Below are 14282 nucleotides of genomic sequence, written 5' to 3'. Positions count from 1 at the left end.
CTTCAGCGCCTGTGAGATCGAGCGCCGCCCGCGCGGCGCAATCGCGAGCTGCGCTCGCTCCTACGTTTGTTTCGGGCCAGTAACGCCTGTGACAGGCGCGCGCGGCCGCCTTGTTTGTACGGCGCGACATTGAGGCATGCACCAAGGCGTTCGCGCGCAAATCCCACAGGAATAATTGGCCCGAAACAAACGTAGGAGCGAGCGCAGCTCGCGATTGCGCCGCGCGGGCGGCGCTCGATCTCACAGGCGCTGCATATATTCTGACAAACACCTGTCAGCCCTGATGCGCTCCCTGTGGGAGCTGGCTTGCCGGCGATGGGCCGCAACGCGGCCCCAAGTTGCATGACTGACGCGCATTAGCGCAAGGCGCTGTCAGGTCACAACCTGATAGCACGGTACATACGCCGCCCCGCCGGGCAACTTCATCCGGTGCTGGTCGACGAACGCCTGCAGCAACCGCCCCAGCGGATCGAGCACAGCACTGTCGCCACGAATCTGATAAGGGCCGTGCTCCTCGATCAGGCGGATACCCTTGTCCTTGACGTTGCCGGCCACGATGCCGGAAAACGCCCGGCGCAGGTTGGCCGCCAGTTCGTGCGGTGGCAGATCGCGGCGCAAGTCCAGTTCTGCCATCGCCTTATGCGTAGGGTCGAAGGGGCGCTGGAAGCTCTCCTCGATCTTCAGCAACCAGTTGAAGTGGAAGGCATCGTTGCGCTCGCGGCGGAACTGCTTAACCGCCTTGAGCCCTTCGACCATGTGCCGGGCAACTTCTGCCGGGTCGTCGATGATGATTTCGTACAAGCGGTGCGCCGCCTCGCCCAGCGTGGCACCGACAAAGGCATGCAACTGCTGCAGGTAGGGTTCGGCACTGCGCGGGCCGGTGAGCACCACCGGGAACGGCAGGTCGTGGTTGTCCGGGTGCATGAGGATACCCAGCAGGTAGAGAAATTCCTCTGCCGTACCGGCGCCACCGGGGAAGATGATGATGCCGTGGCCGACACGCACGAAGGCTTCCAGACGCTTCTCGATGTCCGGCAGAATCACCAGTTCGTTGACGATCGGGTTGGGCGCCTCGGCAGCGATGATGCCCGGCTCGGTCAGGCCCAGGTAGCGGCTGCCATGCATGCGCTGCTTGGCATGGGCAATGGTCGCGCCCTTCATCGGGCCCTTCATCACGCCCGGGCCGCAACCGGTGCATACGTCCAGCTTGCGCAGCCCCAATTCGTGCCCGACCTTCTTGGTGTACTGGTATTCCTCGCTGCTGATCGAGTGGCCGCCCCAACACACCACCATCTTCGGCTCCACACCCGGGCGCAGGGTTCGGGCGTTGCGCAGCAGGTGGAACACGTAATCAGTGATGCCCTGGGAGCTTTCCAGGTCGATGCGCTGGCTGGCCAGTTCGCTTTCGGTGTAGACAATGTCGCGCAGGGCGCTGAACAGCATTTCGCGGGTGCTGGCGATCATCTCGCCATCGACAAAGGCGTCGGCCGGGGCATTCTGCAGCTCCAGGCGCACGCCACGGTCCTGTTGGTGGATGCGCACCTCGAAGTCCCGGTAAGCCTCGAGGATGGTCTTGGCGTTGTCGACATGGGCGCCGGTGTTGAGGATGGCCAGGGCGCACTGGCGGAACAAGGTGTAAAGGCTACCGGTACCGACTTCACTCAGTTGCTGCACTTCACGTTGTGACAGCGTCTCCAGGCTGCCTTTGGGGCTGACGGATGCATTGATGACATGGCGTTGAGGCATCTAAGTCTTTCCTGTGCGGGTAAAACATCCTTCTTGGACAACACCATACCGAGAAATGTGGGCGGCCACGAGGGGGGCGGTGAAAAACCTTTGCAGGGCTACGCCTGCTTCGCCGCCCGGTTGCCGATCAGCTCAACAACTTCTGCACCCCGAGGGTGATTGCCAGGCCGCCGCCAACCAGCCACAGGTTGAGCAGCGCCCCGGTCGCCAGCGCCCGTGGCCCGGCCTGACGAATCTGGCTCAAGCGCGTCTCCATGCCCAGCGCGGTCATCGCCATGGTCAGGGCGAAGGTGTCCAGGCCGTTGAGCGCCTGGGTCACGCTGCCGGGCAGCACCTGCAGCGAGTTCACCAGCACCAGGCCGAGGAAGCCGAAGGCGAACCAGGGCATGGCGATGCGGCCGTTGCCTTTGCCCTGGCCAGCCTGGCGCGAACGGCTGATCCACAGGCCGACCACCAGCAGCACGGGTACCAGCAGCATGACCCGGGTCATCTTGACGATGGTCGCGATGTGGGTGACTTCCGGGCTGACGTTGCTGGCGGCGCCGACCACCTGGGCCACTTCGTGGATGGTGCCGCCCAGCAGCAGGCCGGCACCCAAGGTGTTCAGGTGCAGCCAGCCAGCGTTGATCGCCAAGGGGTAGACGAACATCAACAAGGTGCCGAACAGCACCACGCTGCCCACCGCCATGGCGCTCTTGTGCGGGGCGCTGCGCAGCGCCGATTCGAATGCCAGCACGGCGGCTGCCCCGCAGATGGCGCTACCGGCGGCCGTCAGCAGCGCGGTGTCGCGGTCGAGCTTGAAGACTTTCATGCCGCACCACAGGCCGATCAGCAATGTGCTGCCAACCACCAGCAGCGAGACGATTAGCCCCGACCAGCCTACCTCGGCAATTTCCTGCAGGCTCACCCGCAGGCCGAAGAACGCCACGGCAATGCGTAACAAGCCGCGAGCGGAAAAATTGATACCCGCGGCCCAGCTTGCCGGCACGCCGTCACGCAGCGCGTTGCCATACAGTGCACCGGCGACGATGCCGACAATCAGCGGGCTGATGCCAAGCCTGGCGATGGCGGGTATGGCCGCCAGTTGAGTGACAGCCAGCGCGAACAGCGCGACGAACAGGATGCCATTGAGCCGCCCTTTGGTAGAAAGGGTAGGGGTGTAGGCAGGATGGGACGGTACCGTGGCCATGTGAGTCCTCCGGGCAATGATTCGACGAGGCCTACGTTAATCTGGTTATAAGCTTATAAAAAATCGTAATTTGGGATGGCAAATATCCGCTTAGCTGATATTTTGAGTTCATGACCCCAGAACAGCTGATAACATTCGCCACCGTTGCCGAGCATGGCAACATCAGCCATGCGGCCCAGGCCCTGCACCTGTCGCAGCCTGCGGTTTCCGGGCAGCTCAAGCTGCTGCAGGAGGCGTTCGGCGAACCCCTCTACCAACGTGCCGGTCGCGGCGTGCGGCTAACAGCGGCTGGCGAGCAACTGCTCGCACACGCCGAGCGCCTGCGCGATACCTTCCGCCAGGCCCAAGCCCTGCGCGAGGCCATGCGCGGGTTGGAGCGCGGCACCTTGCGCATTGGCGCCAGCACCACGCCCGCCAGTTACCTGTTGCCTTACCTGATTGCCGATTTTCATCGGCAGTACCCGGACGTGCTGGTGACGACCTCGCATGGCAACACGGCGGAGATCGTGGCAGCACTGGACAGCGTCGATATCGCCCTGATCGAGGGGCCGCCCGGCCATGAGTTGCCCCTGGGCACGCACACCACGCCGTGGCACGAAGACGAAATCGTGGCGATCGTGCCGCGCGGGCACCCCCTGGCAGGCACGCACAAGCAGCCATTAACGGCGCTGGGGGCCTATCCGTTGGTGTTGCGTGAAAGCGGCTCGGGGGTGCGGCAGGTCGTTGAGCGGGCATTCGCACGTGATGGCGTAGCCATGCGTGTGGCGCTGGAAATCGCCGGTGTGGAGGGGGTGAAGGAAGCGGTGCGTGCCGGCATGGGCATCGGCTTTGTTTCAGCCATGTCCATACGCCACGAAGACGGTGCATTGCAACGGTTGCAGGTGAGCCCTCAGGCATTGCTACGGCGTTTTTCCATACTCATGCCGCACGCCGCCACGCCCTCGCGGGCGGCCGCACGGTTTCTGGCGTTGTGCATGGCCATGCCACAGGTGGCGTGACGGTGCCGGCCTGGTGGGCGCAAGTTCACCCGCGATGAAGCCGGCACAGCCGCCATCAATTCACCTTGAAAACGTGTTTCATATAGGCCACGAAATTCTCGTCCCGGCACTGGGTCTTGCCAGGGCTATCGGAAATTTTCGCCACCGGCGCCCCATTGCACGCGGTCATCTTGATCACCATGTTCATCGGCGCTACCCCCGGGATATCGCACGTCAGTTGGGTACCAATGCCGAAGCTCACATTAATCCGCTCATGCAACGCCCGGTACAGCCCCAGCGCCTTGGCAAAATCCAGCCCATCGGAGAAGATCAGGGTCTTGCTCTTTGGGTCGATCCCCAGCCGCTCATAGTGGGCAATGGCTTTTTCCGCCCACGCCAGTGGATCGCCAGAGTCGTGCCGCAAGCCATCGAACAGCTTGGCGAAATACAGATCGAAATCGCCGAGGAAGGCATCCATGGTAATGCAGTCGGTCAGCGCTATGCCGAGCAGCCCACGGTACTCCCTTACCCAGCATTCCAGCGCAGCGGCCTGGCTGTCGACCAGGCGCGGGCCCAACTGCTGGTGCGCCATGAACCATTCGTGGGCCATGGTGCCCAGCGGCTTGAGCTCGAACTCACGCGCCAGGTGCACGTTGCTGGTGCCAACGAAGCGCCCCGGAAAATCATGCTTGAGGATGTGCACCACTTCTTCCTGCACCCGGTAGGAGAAACGCCGGCGCGTGCCGAAGTCCGCCAACTGGAAACCGGCCAGCTCTTCGGCACTGGCCTCGGCTTTCAGCCAGTCGAGCTTCTGGTACAAGCGCTCGCCGACCTGTTCGATCACCACGTCACGGTAGCGGTAGCGGTTGCGCACCTCGCTGATGATCGCCAGCAGCGGGATCTCGTAGAGAATCACGTGCAACCAGGGCCCGCGGACGCGCACTGCCAGTTGCCCGGCGGCGTCCAGGCCCACCTGTACATAGCGCAGGTTGAAACGGAACAGGCTGAGAAAGCGAATGAAATCCGGTTTGAGGAAGGGGATTTTCTCCAGATAGGCCAACTGGTCGTGGGTCACCGTGACCTCGGCCAGCTGTTCTACCTGGTAGCGGATTTCAGCCAGGTAGGGAGACAAGTCTTCGTCGTTGCGGCAACGAAACTCCCACTCCACTTCGGCGTTGGGGTAGTTGTGCAGCACGGCCTGCATCATGGTGATCTTGTAGAAGTCGGTGTCCAGCAGGTTCTGGATGATGCGTGGGCCGAAAACACTTTCGCTCATGGGCGCTGTTCCTTGATCAGGGCAAGCTGGTGGTCGAGCGCGGCTTCGTCGCCGCAGAGGATGACCCCTTCGGCGGCCAAGGCGCCGCACGCCTCGATAGCGCCTGCCTGAGTCAGCGCACGGCAGGCCGGCAGGTACAGCAGCACCTCGAAGCCGGCCTGGCGCAGTTGCCGGGCGGTGGTCTTGACGCAGTAGTCCAGGGCCAGGCCGCCGACGATCACCGCGCCGACCTGGTGTACCTTGAGGTATTCGATGACCCCCGTGGAACGGCGTTCGGCGAGGTCGTGATAGCAGGCGCCGTAGGGGTGCAGGTCGGGTTCGACACCCTTCCACACGAAGTAGTCGTAATCGATGGGCGCCGGCAGGCCAGGCAGCAGCTCGAACCCAGGGGTGCCGGGGACGCAGTGGCTGACCCAGGTCAGGTCGGCGTTGGCCATTTGCAGGGGCTGCAGCATGTGCGCCGGGTCGGCGACAACCCAGGCGGCATTGGCCGGGTGGGCATCTTTGCTGCCCAGGCGCAGGTCGGCGCGCAGGGCCATGGTGTTGAGGTCAACCGCGATTTCATGGCCTTCGGGAACCGGGAGTTCCTGCGGCGCGTTGCCGGTGAAGCCGTTCTGCGCATCGACATCGAAACTGGCGATTTTCATGGCGGTTCTCCTTGCTGGACTGGCTACATAATCTACCTGGTGATCTAAGTCTGTCAAGCGTATGTCCCTATGGATTTGCTTGTTGATTTACTTAGTGTCTCTGGTGGATTATTAGGCCAATGAACGAGGAGCAACCCGGTGAGTACAGTTGAAGTCCTGGCCAGTGTCGATATCGTGACCCTGCGCCTGGCCCCCGATGCGCAGCATCTGCAAGTGTTGTTGCACCGCCGTGAGCGCGAACCGCATGCCGGCCAGTGGGCGTTGCCGGGGGTGATCGTCAATGGTCGCACCCCCGACATCAGCCTGGAGGCCGCGGCCGAGCGCGCGTTACGCGAAAAAACCCGGCTGGTGCCGTGCTACATGGAGCAGGTGGGTACCGAGGGCAATGCGTTTCGCGATCCGCGGGGCTGGTCGCTGAGCACCTATTACCTCGCCTTGATCGGCCCTGGGCAGGCAGCCTTGGGTGAGCAGTTGGCGTTTTTCGACCTGGGCAGTGTGTTGGCGCGCAAGGTGCTCTTGCCTTTCGACCACACGTTGCTGGTGGAGCGGGCCCGCGAGCGGCTGGCGGCAAAGACCGTGTACAGCAGCTTGCCGCTGTACCTGCTGGCGGAGAAATTCACCGTGCTCGATGCCCTGGGGGCGGTTCAGGCATGCCTGGGGCAGACGGTGAACAGCACCTCGCTGCGTAAACGCCTGGAGCGCTTGCGTGAGCTGGGGTGGGTGAAGGACACCGGGGAGAAGAACCAGCCCAGGCTGGGCCGGCCGCAGCAGTTGTATCAGCACACGCCGCTGGGTGGGCGGGTGTTCATGTTTGATCGCAGCTTGTTGCCGGAGGGAGGGTAGAGTTCGGCTTGAGGGGCAAGGGGGCGCTGCGACCGAGCGCCCCACCTGCGGTGCTCGGTCATGTATGGGTCAGCTTCCGGCATCGGAGCTCCCAGCGATGGTGCACAACCATCTGCTGGGATTTGCCGGCGCAGCAAACTCAGTGCCCCATGGCCAACTTGGCACTCAGCTGCCGGCGCCGGTAAGCACTGTCACGGCTGGCCAGCCACCAGTACAGCGGCGAAGTCACCGCCAGCCCTACCAGCCACGACAGGTCGGCGCCGTTGATGTGCTCGGAAATCGGCCCCACGTACAGCGGCGTGTTCATGAACGGGATCTGCACCACGATACCCACCGCATAAGCGAGCAGAGCCTGCGGGTTGTAACGGCCATAGATACCGCCATCGACCTGGAAGATCGACTGGATGTCATAGTCGCCCTTGTGGATGGCATAGAAGTCGATGAGGTTGATCGCCGTCCACGGCACCAGCACCACCAGCAACACCAGCACCATGTCGACGAAGTGGCCAATGAAGTCCGCCGAAGCGAACACGGCGACCACGCAGCACGCCGACAGCACGATCAGCGACAGTACCGCGCGGCTCTTGGCGGTCGGGATCCAGCGGTAGGCGAAGGTTTGCACCAGGGTGATGATCGACAGCACCGCGCCATACAGGTTGAGGGCGTTGTGGCTGATGACGCTGAGCAGGAACAGCACCAGCATGACGGGGCCGAGGGTCCCGGTGGCCAGTTTGACCGCATCCATGGTGTCCATGCCGGCCGGAATGGCCAGTACCGCCACGGCGCCGAAGATGAACGACAGGCTCGAACCCAGGGCCGAGCCCAGGTAGGTGGTCCAGAAGGTCGAGCTGACTTTCACGTCTGCCGGCAGGTAGCGTGAGTAGTCCGACACGTAGGGCGCAAAGGCGATCTGCCACAGCGCCGCCAGCGACACGGTGGCCAGCCAGCCGGCCAGGTTGAAGCTGCCGCGGCTGAGGAAGTCGTCGCTCTGCACATGGGTGAAGATATAGCCGAAGCCGACCACGATGCCGATACCCAGTACCCAGGTGCCGATGCGGTTGAGGACGTGGATGAAGCGGTAGCCGATGATGCCGATGATGCCCGAACCCAGCGCGCCGATGACGATGCCGACCGGCACCGGTACGGCGTCGACCACACCGTGCAAAGACTTGCCGGCGAGCACGATGTTGGAGGCGAAGAAGCCGATGTACATGACCCCGGCAATCACTACCACCAGCAGCGCGCCCAAGGTACCGAACTGGGCACGGCTCTGGATCATCTGCGGGATGCCCATTTGCGGGCCCTGGGCCGAGTGCAGGGCCATCAGCACGCCCCCGAGCAGGTGGCCCACCAGGATGGCGACGATGCCCCATACCAGGTTCAGGTGAAACAGCTGCACGCCCAACGCGCCGGTGACGATGGGCAACGGCGCAATGTTGCCGCCGAACCACAGCGTGAACAGATCCCTTACCTTTCCATGGCGGTCTTGCGGTGGCACATAGCCGATCGTGTGTTTTTCTATGAGGGGTGCCGAATTGGCTGCACTGGTCATGACTGACTCCAAGGCAAGGTAGGGCATTGGCAACTGCCCGGGTGCGTGCCGGCGATGGGCGACGCGTTCTTGTTGGAGCGATGATGCGGGCCGCTGGGGTAACGGGAAATTAGTAAATATGTACCTTCAAGCCTTAAAAAACCTAAGGCTGACAAAAGCTTAAGCGGCTGACGGTAGCAAGGAGGGTGCCAGTTGGCTGAAGGGGTTGGGGTAGAGGGGTTGCGCGTTGTGTGGGCGGTGATGGGTGAGCTTTGCTGGTGCGACCCGGGCATTTTTGGGGCACAGGGCCAGCACCGGCTAACGCATGAAGTGCACCTTGCCGGTGTCGTCATTGCCCATGTACATGCCATACACCCCAGCCTGCCGCTCCAGGATGTAACGTTCGAGAATCTGCCGGATCGCCGGGTAGTAGATCTGATCCCAAGGGATCTCATCCGGTGCGAAGAACTTGTACGCCAGCGTTTCCGACCCGTATTGCCCGGTTTCTTCGGTCACGATGGCGCGGAAGATGATGTAGACCTCGCTGATTTTCGGCACGCTGAAAATCGAGTACGGCGAAATGATGTCGGCCCGCACGCCGCTTTCTTCCCACACTTCGCGCAGCGCCGCCTGCTCGGTGGTCTCGCCAGCCTCCATGAAGCCCGCCGGCAAGGTCCAGGTGCCGGGGCGTGGCGGGATGGCACGCTGGCACAGCAGGTACTTGCCGTCGCGCTCGATGATGCAGCCGGCGATGATCTTCGGGTTGATGTAGTGGATGTAGCCGCAGCCGCCACAATGCAGGCGTTCGTGGGTGTCACCTGCAGGAACGCCCCGGGCCAGTTCCTTGGTACAGTGCGGGCAGTAGCGCGGGGCGTTGGGCATGATCAGCGGCCTGTGGGTGGCGTTAAATACGTGGATCCTTCAGCGCCAGGGGCTCGACGATGTCGCGCACCTTGACGTGGTCTTCCTGCTTCTGGCGCAGGTAATCCAGGGCTACCTTGGCAGCCGCACGCACATGGTCGACGGAGGCCTGGTGGGCAACCAGCGGGTCGCCACCCTTGATCGCCTCGACCATCTTTTCCATCTCGCGGTTGCTGGCGCCGCGGCGGTTTTCCTGCGACACCGAGGTGGCGCGCAGGTAGCTGATGCGTGCCTGCAACTGGCGCAACTGCTGCGCCGCCACCTGGTTGCCGGAGCCTTCCAGCAGCACGTCGTAGAAGCCTTGAACCGAGTCCAGCACCTGCTGCAACTCGCCTTCTTCCAAGGCTTCGCGGTTGACCTCCAGCGCGCGTTCCAGGGCACGGATGTCCTTGGCCTTGGCGTTGAGGGTGAACAGTTGCACGATCAGGCCTTCGAGTACGCAACGCAGCTCGTAGATGTCGCGGGCGTCTTCCAGGGTGATGATGGCCACCCGTGGGCCCTTGGCGTCGGCGAATTCCACCAGGCCTTCGGATTCCAGGTGACGCAGCGCTTCGCGTACCGAGGTACGGCTGACCCCAAGGCGGTCGCAGAGGTCGCGTTCGACCAGGCGGTCGCCAGGCAGCAGGTGGAAGTTCATGATCGCCGCGCGCAGCTTGTCTAGCACGATTTCGCGCAGGGTAACGGGGTTGCGGTTGACCTTGAAGCTGTCGTCGAGTGGCTGGCGTTTCATCAAGTGCGCTCTTAAAGAGGCTGCCCGGCCGCAACCGCAATAGCACCACGAACCTTGGGTGCTCCTTGCGTGGGTTCGAACAGCCCGGTGTTAACGGGTTGGCTCCGCATCGGCTTCAGCGAACGCTTCGCGGGCCAGGCGGAAGCTGTCCACCGCCGCGGGCACGCCGCAATAAATGCCGACCTGGAGCAGGATCTCGCGAATCTGTTCACGGCTCAGGCCATTACGCAATGCGCCGCGAATGTGCAGCTTGAGCTCGTGGGGCCGGTTGAGCGCGGAAATCATGGCCAAGTTTATCATGCTGCGCTCTTTGAGCGAGAGGCCTTCACGGCCCCAGACGTGGCCCCAGCAGTATTCGGTGACCAGTTCCTGCAACGGCTTGGTGAAGTCGTCGGCGTTCTGGATCGAGCGGTTGACGTAGTCTTCGCCCAGTACCTGGGTGCGGATTTGCAGGCCTTTCTCGTACTTGTCATTGCTCATGCGCAGTGCTCCGGAATGAAACAGGGACATCGGCGGTGGCCTCTTCGCGGGCTTGCCCGCTCCCACAGGTAATGCGCAGGTCTTGGAGCTGCGCCATCCCTGTGGGAGCGGGCAAGCCCGCGAAGCAGCCAACACCGGCTTAAAGGTCTATCAGCCCAAAGGCGGCAGGGCGCCCAGCTTGCCCTTGTGGTACACCATCGGCGTTACCGGCTGCTCGGGCAGCACCAGGTTCTTCACCGCACCCACGATGATCGCATGGTCCCCGCCGTCATACTCGCGCCACAGTTCGCACTCGATGATCGCCGTGGCCTTCGCCAGCAGCGGGTTGCCCAGCTCGCTCAGGTGCCACTCGATGCCCTTGGCCTTGTCCTTGCCCTTGCCGGCAAACGCATAGGCCTCGGCGGTTTGCTCGGCCGACAGCAGGTGGATCGCGAACTGCTTGCTGTCGCGCAGGATCGGGTAGGTGTCAGAGGCGTAGTTGGGGCAGAACAGCACCAGCGCCGGGTCGATCGACAGGGCGCTGAAGGCACTGGCGGTGATGCCGACGATGCCGCCGTCGGCGTCCAGGGTGGTGACAACCGTGACGCCGGACGGGAAGGAGCCCATCACGTCTTTGTAGATGCCAGGTTCGATCATCTCGTGCTACCTCTTAGCGCATCACAAACGGGTCGGGCATGGGCGCGGTGGACAGGTTGATCCACACGGTCTTCAGCTCGGTATAGGCCAGCACCGAATCGATGCCACTCTCACGGCCGTAGCCGCTGTTCTTGAAACCGCCGATCGGGGCCATGGCCGACACGGCGCGGTAGGTGTTGACCCAGATGATGCCCGAGCGCACGTCACGGGCCAGGCGGTGGGCGCGGCCCAGGTCGCGGGTCCAGATACCGGCCGCCAGGCCGAACTGCGAGTCGTTGGCGATTTCCAGCGCCTGCTCCTCGGTCTTGAAGCGGATGACCGCCGCGACCGGGCCGAACACTTCTTCCTGCATGATGGTCATCGAGTTGCTGTCGCACTCGAACAGGGTCGGTTCGTAGAACCAGCCTTCGCCTTCGACCTCGGCCCGCTTGCCACCCATGTGCAGCTTGGCGCCTTCAGCCTTGGCCGCAGCGACCAGGCCTTCGACCACGGCCAACTGCTGCGCGGTCGCCATCGGGCCCATTTCGCTGGCATCGTCCTGCGGGTTGCCGATGCGGATGCGCTTGGCGCGGGCAATCAGGCGCTCGACAAACTCGTCGAAAATCTCGTCCTGCACCAGCAGGCGCGAGCCGGCGACGCAGCTTTGCCCGGAGGCGGCATAGATGCCGGCCACGGCGCCGTTGATGGCGCTGTCCAGGTCGGCATCGGCGAAGATGATGTTCGGCGATTTGCCGCCCAGCTCCAGCGACAGCTTGGCGAAGTTCTCGGCACTGCTGCGCACCACGTGGCGGGCAGTGGCTGCACCGCCGGTGAAGGCGATCTTGCGCACCAGCGGGTGGCGGGTCAGCGCCGCGCCGGTGCTTGGACCGTAGCCAGTGACCACGTTGACGACACCCGGCGGGAAGCCGGCTTCCAGGGCCAGGCGGGCCAGCTCCAGAATGGTCGCCGAAGCGTGCTCGGACGGCTTGAGCACGATGGTGTTGCCGGCCGCCAGGGCCGGGGCCAGTTTGATCGCGGTAAGGTACAGCGGGCTGTTCCACGGGATGATGCCGGCGACCACGCCGATCGGCTCGTGCACGGTGTAGGCGAACAGGTCGGGCTTGTCCAGCGGCAGGGTGCCACCTTCGAGCTTGTCGGCGAGGCCGGCGGTGTAGTGGAAGAACTCGGGCAGGTAACCGACCTGGCCGCGGGTTTCGCGAATCAGCTTGCCGTTGTCACGGCTCTCCAGCTGCGCCAGGTGCTCTTTGTTCTCGGCAATCAGGTCACCCAGGCGACGCAGCAGCTTGCCGCGCGCGGTGGCCGTGATGCTGCGCCACTGCTTGCTGTCGAAGGCACGCTGGGCGGCCTGCACGGCCAGCTCCACATCGGCCTCGTCGGCATCGGGCAACTGTGCCCAGGCCTGGGCGGTGGCCGGGTTGAGGCTGTCGAAGGTCTTGCCGCTCTGGGCATCGCGCCATTGGCCGTCGATGCACATCTGGAAACGAACGAGGGTCATGCAACAATCCCCTTGGCGGATTCGGTAAGGGTGCGGGCTTGCGCGAGGAAGTCCAGCAGCATCTTGTTGACTTCACGCGGTGCTTCCACCGCCATCATATGCCGTTGCTCGGCCAGCACCACACTGTGCGCACCTGGGATGCGCGCCGCGAGCTGGCGGGTCATGGCCGGTGTGGAGCCCGAGTCGAGCTCGCCGGTGGCGATCAGTGTCGGCACCTGGATGCTGCCCAGGTCGCTGGCGCGGTACATGTCCTGGGTGGCGAACAGCGAATAAGTGGTGTGGTAGCCCTGCGGGTCATTGCTCGCCAGGACCTGGCGGATAGCGGCGACCTGGGCCGGGTTGGCGGCCTTGTATTCACGGCTGAACCAGCGCTCGAGGGCGGCGTCGACGTTGGCGTCGGGGCCCAGTTCTGCGGCCTGGGCGGCGCGGGCGATAACGCCGGCGCTCTGCTCGGGGCTGCGGTTGAACACGCTGTTGAGAACCACCAGTGCCGCCAGGCGCTGCGGGTAGTTGAGGGCAAAGGCCCGGGCAACCAGGCCGCCCATGGAAAAGCCGATTACCGTGGCCTGGGCGATTTGCAGGTGGTCAAGCAGTTCGGCGAGCTGGTCGGCATAGCCTTCCAGCGGGGTATCGGCAGCCGGCACGCGGCTTTGCCCGTGGCCGAGCATGTCATAGGCGATGACGCGGTAGTCGTTGGCCAGGCCAACGAACTGACCGCCCCACATTTCCTTGTTCAGGCCCACGCCGTGGATCAGTACCACGGGTTGGCCCTGGCCGACGGACAGGTAGCTGGTGCCGGCAGGTGTGCGTTCAGCGACAGGCTGAATCATGGAGGGCGCTCCTTGAAGGTCGGGCGCGGCGGGTAAGCACGCCACGCCCCGGCCCGTCTTGGTTGTTGTTATTGAGCGCTGGCTTTTTCGGCAGCCAGTTCTTCCAGGTCGATGTAGCGGTTGCCGATGCGCGGGTGCAGGCGGCCGCCGTCGGCAGCGCCCAGCACTACGACGATTTCATCGGCACGCGGTGCGTCTTCGATCTGCATCTCCAGGGTGATGTAGTGCGAGCGCAGGCCCTCGTCGTCTTTCTGCATCATCGGGATCTGGATCGAGGTGCCTGGGCCACCACGCTTGTTGGTGAAGCTCAGGTAGCTCTTGGCCTGTACCGCTTCGCGGTAGTGGTTGCCAAAGCGCAGGGTGTGGATCACCGCCGAAGCGTGCTCGATTTCGCCATCGGCACCCACCACGGCGGCCTTGCCGTAGGCCTCGATCTTGTCGGCCCCACCAATGGCGGCAGTCAGGCGCTCGACCATCAGCGCGCCCAGCTCCGAGCAGTTGGCGCGGATTTCCGGCTTCAGATCTTCAACGAAACCGCGACCGGCCCATGGGTTCTTGATCACCACGGCCAGGCCGACCATGGTCACCGGCTTGTCGGTGGCCTTGCCGCCTTCGATGCGGGTCTCTTCGGAGTAGGTGACGATCTTGCGGATTTCGAAACTCATGGGTGGCTCCTGGTGAGGGTTATCAGCTCTTGTTGTCTGATGGTATACCATAATATTTGTTGTGCAAGAGGGGGGTGGAAATTTCTCTTGCGGGGGGGACGGGAGGTTGCTAGTCGTAAGCTGCAAGTCGAAAGTTGAAAGTTGAAAGTTGAAAGTCGAAAGTCGAAAGTCGAAAGTCGAAAGCAGATCTGCTTTTGCTTTTGCTTTTGCTTTTGCTTTTGCTTTTGCTTTTGCTTTTGCTTTTGCTTTTGCTTTTGCTTTTGCTTTTGCTTTTGCTTTTGCTTTTGCTTTTGCTTTTGCTTTTGCTTTTGCTTTT

Annotated in this window: 14 protein-coding genes; 2 read left to right on the top strand and 12 right to left on the bottom strand. The window is 63.2% G+C overall.

From position 1 onward, the window contains the following. Positions 1-372 precede the first annotated feature (372 nt). Positions 373-1746 carry a nucleotide 5'-monophosphate nucleosidase PpnN gene (gene ppnN / locus DMX12_RS09875; protein ID WP_029887975.1) on the bottom strand — a complete coding sequence of 458 codons (1374 nt, stop codon included), beginning with the start codon at positions 1744-1746 and terminating at the stop codon, positions 373-375. A gap of 127 nt (positions 1747-1873) precedes the next feature. After that, entirely contained in the window at positions 1874-2935 is a 1062-nt protein-coding gene (locus tag DMX12_RS09870; RefSeq protein ID WP_110677295.1) for a YeiH family protein, read from the bottom strand. A 110-nt stretch (positions 2936-3045) separates the two neighbouring features. Between DMX12_RS09870 and DMX12_RS09865 the strand changes: the two genes are divergently transcribed. After that, positions 3046-3933 (top strand): LysR family transcriptional regulator, encoded by an 888-nt coding sequence (locus tag DMX12_RS09865; RefSeq protein ID WP_110677293.1) that lies wholly within the window; start codon positions 3046-3048, stop codon positions 3931-3933. Positions 3934-3988: 55 nt separating this feature from the next. On the opposite strand, the gene pncB is transcribed toward DMX12_RS09865, so the two are convergent. Both pncB and DMX12_RS09855 read right to left on the bottom strand, forming a co-directional pair. Continuing rightward, complete coding sequence (gene pncB, locus DMX12_RS09860) at positions 3989-5188, bottom strand: nicotinate phosphoribosyltransferase (RefSeq protein ID WP_054905965.1); 1200 nt, start codon at positions 5186-5188, stop codon at positions 3989-3991. After that, positions 5185-5835: an isochorismatase family protein gene (locus DMX12_RS09855; protein ID WP_110677291.1), complete on the bottom strand. Its 651-nt coding sequence runs from the start codon at positions 5833-5835 to the stop codon at positions 5185-5187. The genes pncB and DMX12_RS09855 overlap by 4 nt, the downstream gene beginning before the upstream one ends. 138 nt (positions 5836-5973) lie before the next feature. Between DMX12_RS09855 and DMX12_RS09850 the strand changes: the two genes are divergently transcribed. After that, on the top strand, positions 5974-6678 hold the full coding sequence (locus tag DMX12_RS09850; protein WP_110677289.1) for an NUDIX hydrolase: 705 nt from the start codon (positions 5974-5976) through the stop codon (positions 6676-6678). Between the two features lie 139 nt (positions 6679-6817). Here the strand turns inward: DMX12_RS09850 and DMX12_RS09845 are convergent, their stop codons facing one another. The 8 genes from DMX12_RS09845 to DMX12_RS09810 form a co-directional block, all read right to left on the bottom strand. After that, a complete protein-coding gene (locus DMX12_RS09845) occupies positions 6818-8230 on the bottom strand; it encodes a cytosine permease (RefSeq protein WP_047150250.1) in 1413 nt (470 codons plus the stop codon). A gap of 297 nt (positions 8231-8527) precedes the next feature. Next, a complete protein-coding gene (locus DMX12_RS09840; RefSeq protein ID WP_029886870.1) occupies positions 8528-9091 on the bottom strand; it encodes an NUDIX hydrolase in 564 nt (187 codons plus the stop codon). A 22-nt stretch (positions 9092-9113) separates the two neighbouring features. Beyond that, complete coding sequence (locus tag DMX12_RS09835) at positions 9114-9860, bottom strand: GntR family transcriptional regulator (RefSeq protein WP_009683726.1); 747 nt, start codon at positions 9858-9860, stop codon at positions 9114-9116. Positions 9861-9950: 90 nt separating this feature from the next. After that, complete coding sequence (locus DMX12_RS09830; RefSeq protein ID WP_009683727.1) at positions 9951-10340, bottom strand: carboxymuconolactone decarboxylase family protein; 390 nt, start codon at positions 10338-10340, stop codon at positions 9951-9953. Positions 10341-10490: 150 nt separating this feature from the next. Then, complete coding sequence (locus DMX12_RS09825) at positions 10491-10976, bottom strand: flavin reductase family protein (RefSeq protein WP_047150252.1); 486 nt, start codon at positions 10974-10976, stop codon at positions 10491-10493. A 13-nt stretch (positions 10977-10989) separates the two neighbouring features. Further along, the gene (locus DMX12_RS09820) at positions 10990-12471 is read right to left on the bottom strand and encodes an aldehyde dehydrogenase (RefSeq protein ID WP_054912259.1); all 1482 of its coding nucleotides are present in this window, start codon (positions 12469-12471) and stop codon (positions 10990-10992) included. Then, positions 12468-13301, bottom strand: a complete 834-nt coding sequence (locus tag DMX12_RS09815) for an alpha/beta fold hydrolase (protein WP_029887620.1) — start codon at positions 13299-13301, stop codon at positions 12468-12470. Before DMX12_RS09815 ends, DMX12_RS09820 begins: the two co-directional genes overlap by 4 nt. Positions 13302-13369: 68 nt before the next feature. Then, complete coding sequence (locus DMX12_RS09810) at positions 13370-13966, bottom strand: amino acid synthesis family protein (protein ID WP_029613156.1); 597 nt, start codon at positions 13964-13966, stop codon at positions 13370-13372. Positions 13967-14282 lie beyond the last annotated feature (316 nt).

The sequence above is a fragment of the Pseudomonas sp. MB-090624 genome (genome assembly GCF_003205245.1).
Taxonomy (GTDB): domain Bacteria; phylum Pseudomonadota; class Gammaproteobacteria; order Pseudomonadales; family Pseudomonadaceae; genus Aquipseudomonas; species Aquipseudomonas juntendi.
Note: the sequence above shows the minus strand (reverse complement) of the source record. Positions and strands in the feature narration are given on the sequence as shown.

Bases quoted from the DNA above. Each gene is read 5' to 3' on its own strand.
- DMX12_RS09830 (WP_009683727.1), bottom strand. From the start codon at position 10,340: ATGAGCAATGACAAGTACGAGAAAGGCCTGCAAATCCGCACCCAGGTA.
- DMX12_RS09825 (WP_047150252.1), bottom strand. From the start codon at position 10,976: ATGATCGAACCTGGCATCTACAAAGACGTGATGGGCTCCTTCCCGTCC.
- DMX12_RS09820 (WP_054912259.1), bottom strand. From the start codon at position 12,471: ATGACCCTCGTTCGTTTCCAGATGTGCATCGACGGCCAATGGCGCGAT.
- DMX12_RS09855 (WP_110677291.1), bottom strand. From the start codon at position 5,835: ATGAAAATCGCCAGTTTCGATGTCGATGCGCAGAACGGCTTCACCGGC.
- ppnN (WP_029887975.1), bottom strand. From the start codon at position 1,746: ATGCCTCAACGCCATGTCATCAATGCATCCGTCAGCCCCAAAGGCAGC.
- DMX12_RS09815 (WP_029887620.1), bottom strand. From the start codon at position 13,301: ATGATTCAGCCTGTCGCTGAACGCACACCTGCCGGCACCAGCTACCTG.
- DMX12_RS09865 (WP_110677293.1), top strand. From the start codon at position 3,046: ATGACCCCAGAACAGCTGATAACATTCGCCACCGTTGCCGAGCATGGC.
- DMX12_RS09870 (WP_110677295.1), bottom strand. From the start codon at position 2,935: ATGGCCACGGTACCGTCCCATCCTGCCTACACCCCTACCCTTTCTACC.
- DMX12_RS09845 (WP_047150250.1), bottom strand. From the start codon at position 8,230: ATGACCAGTGCAGCCAATTCGGCACCCCTCATAGAAAAACACACGATC.
- pncB (WP_054905965.1), bottom strand. From the start codon at position 5,188: ATGAGCGAAAGTGTTTTCGGCCCACGCATCATCCAGAACCTGCTGGAC.
- DMX12_RS09840 (WP_029886870.1), bottom strand. From the start codon at position 9,091: ATGCCCAACGCCCCGCGCTACTGCCCGCACTGTACCAAGGAACTGGCC.
- DMX12_RS09810 (WP_029613156.1), bottom strand. From the start codon at position 13,966: ATGAGTTTCGAAATCCGCAAGATCGTCACCTACTCCGAAGAGACCCGC.
- DMX12_RS09835 (WP_009683726.1), bottom strand. From the start codon at position 9,860: ATGAAACGCCAGCCACTCGACGACAGCTTCAAGGTCAACCGCAACCCC.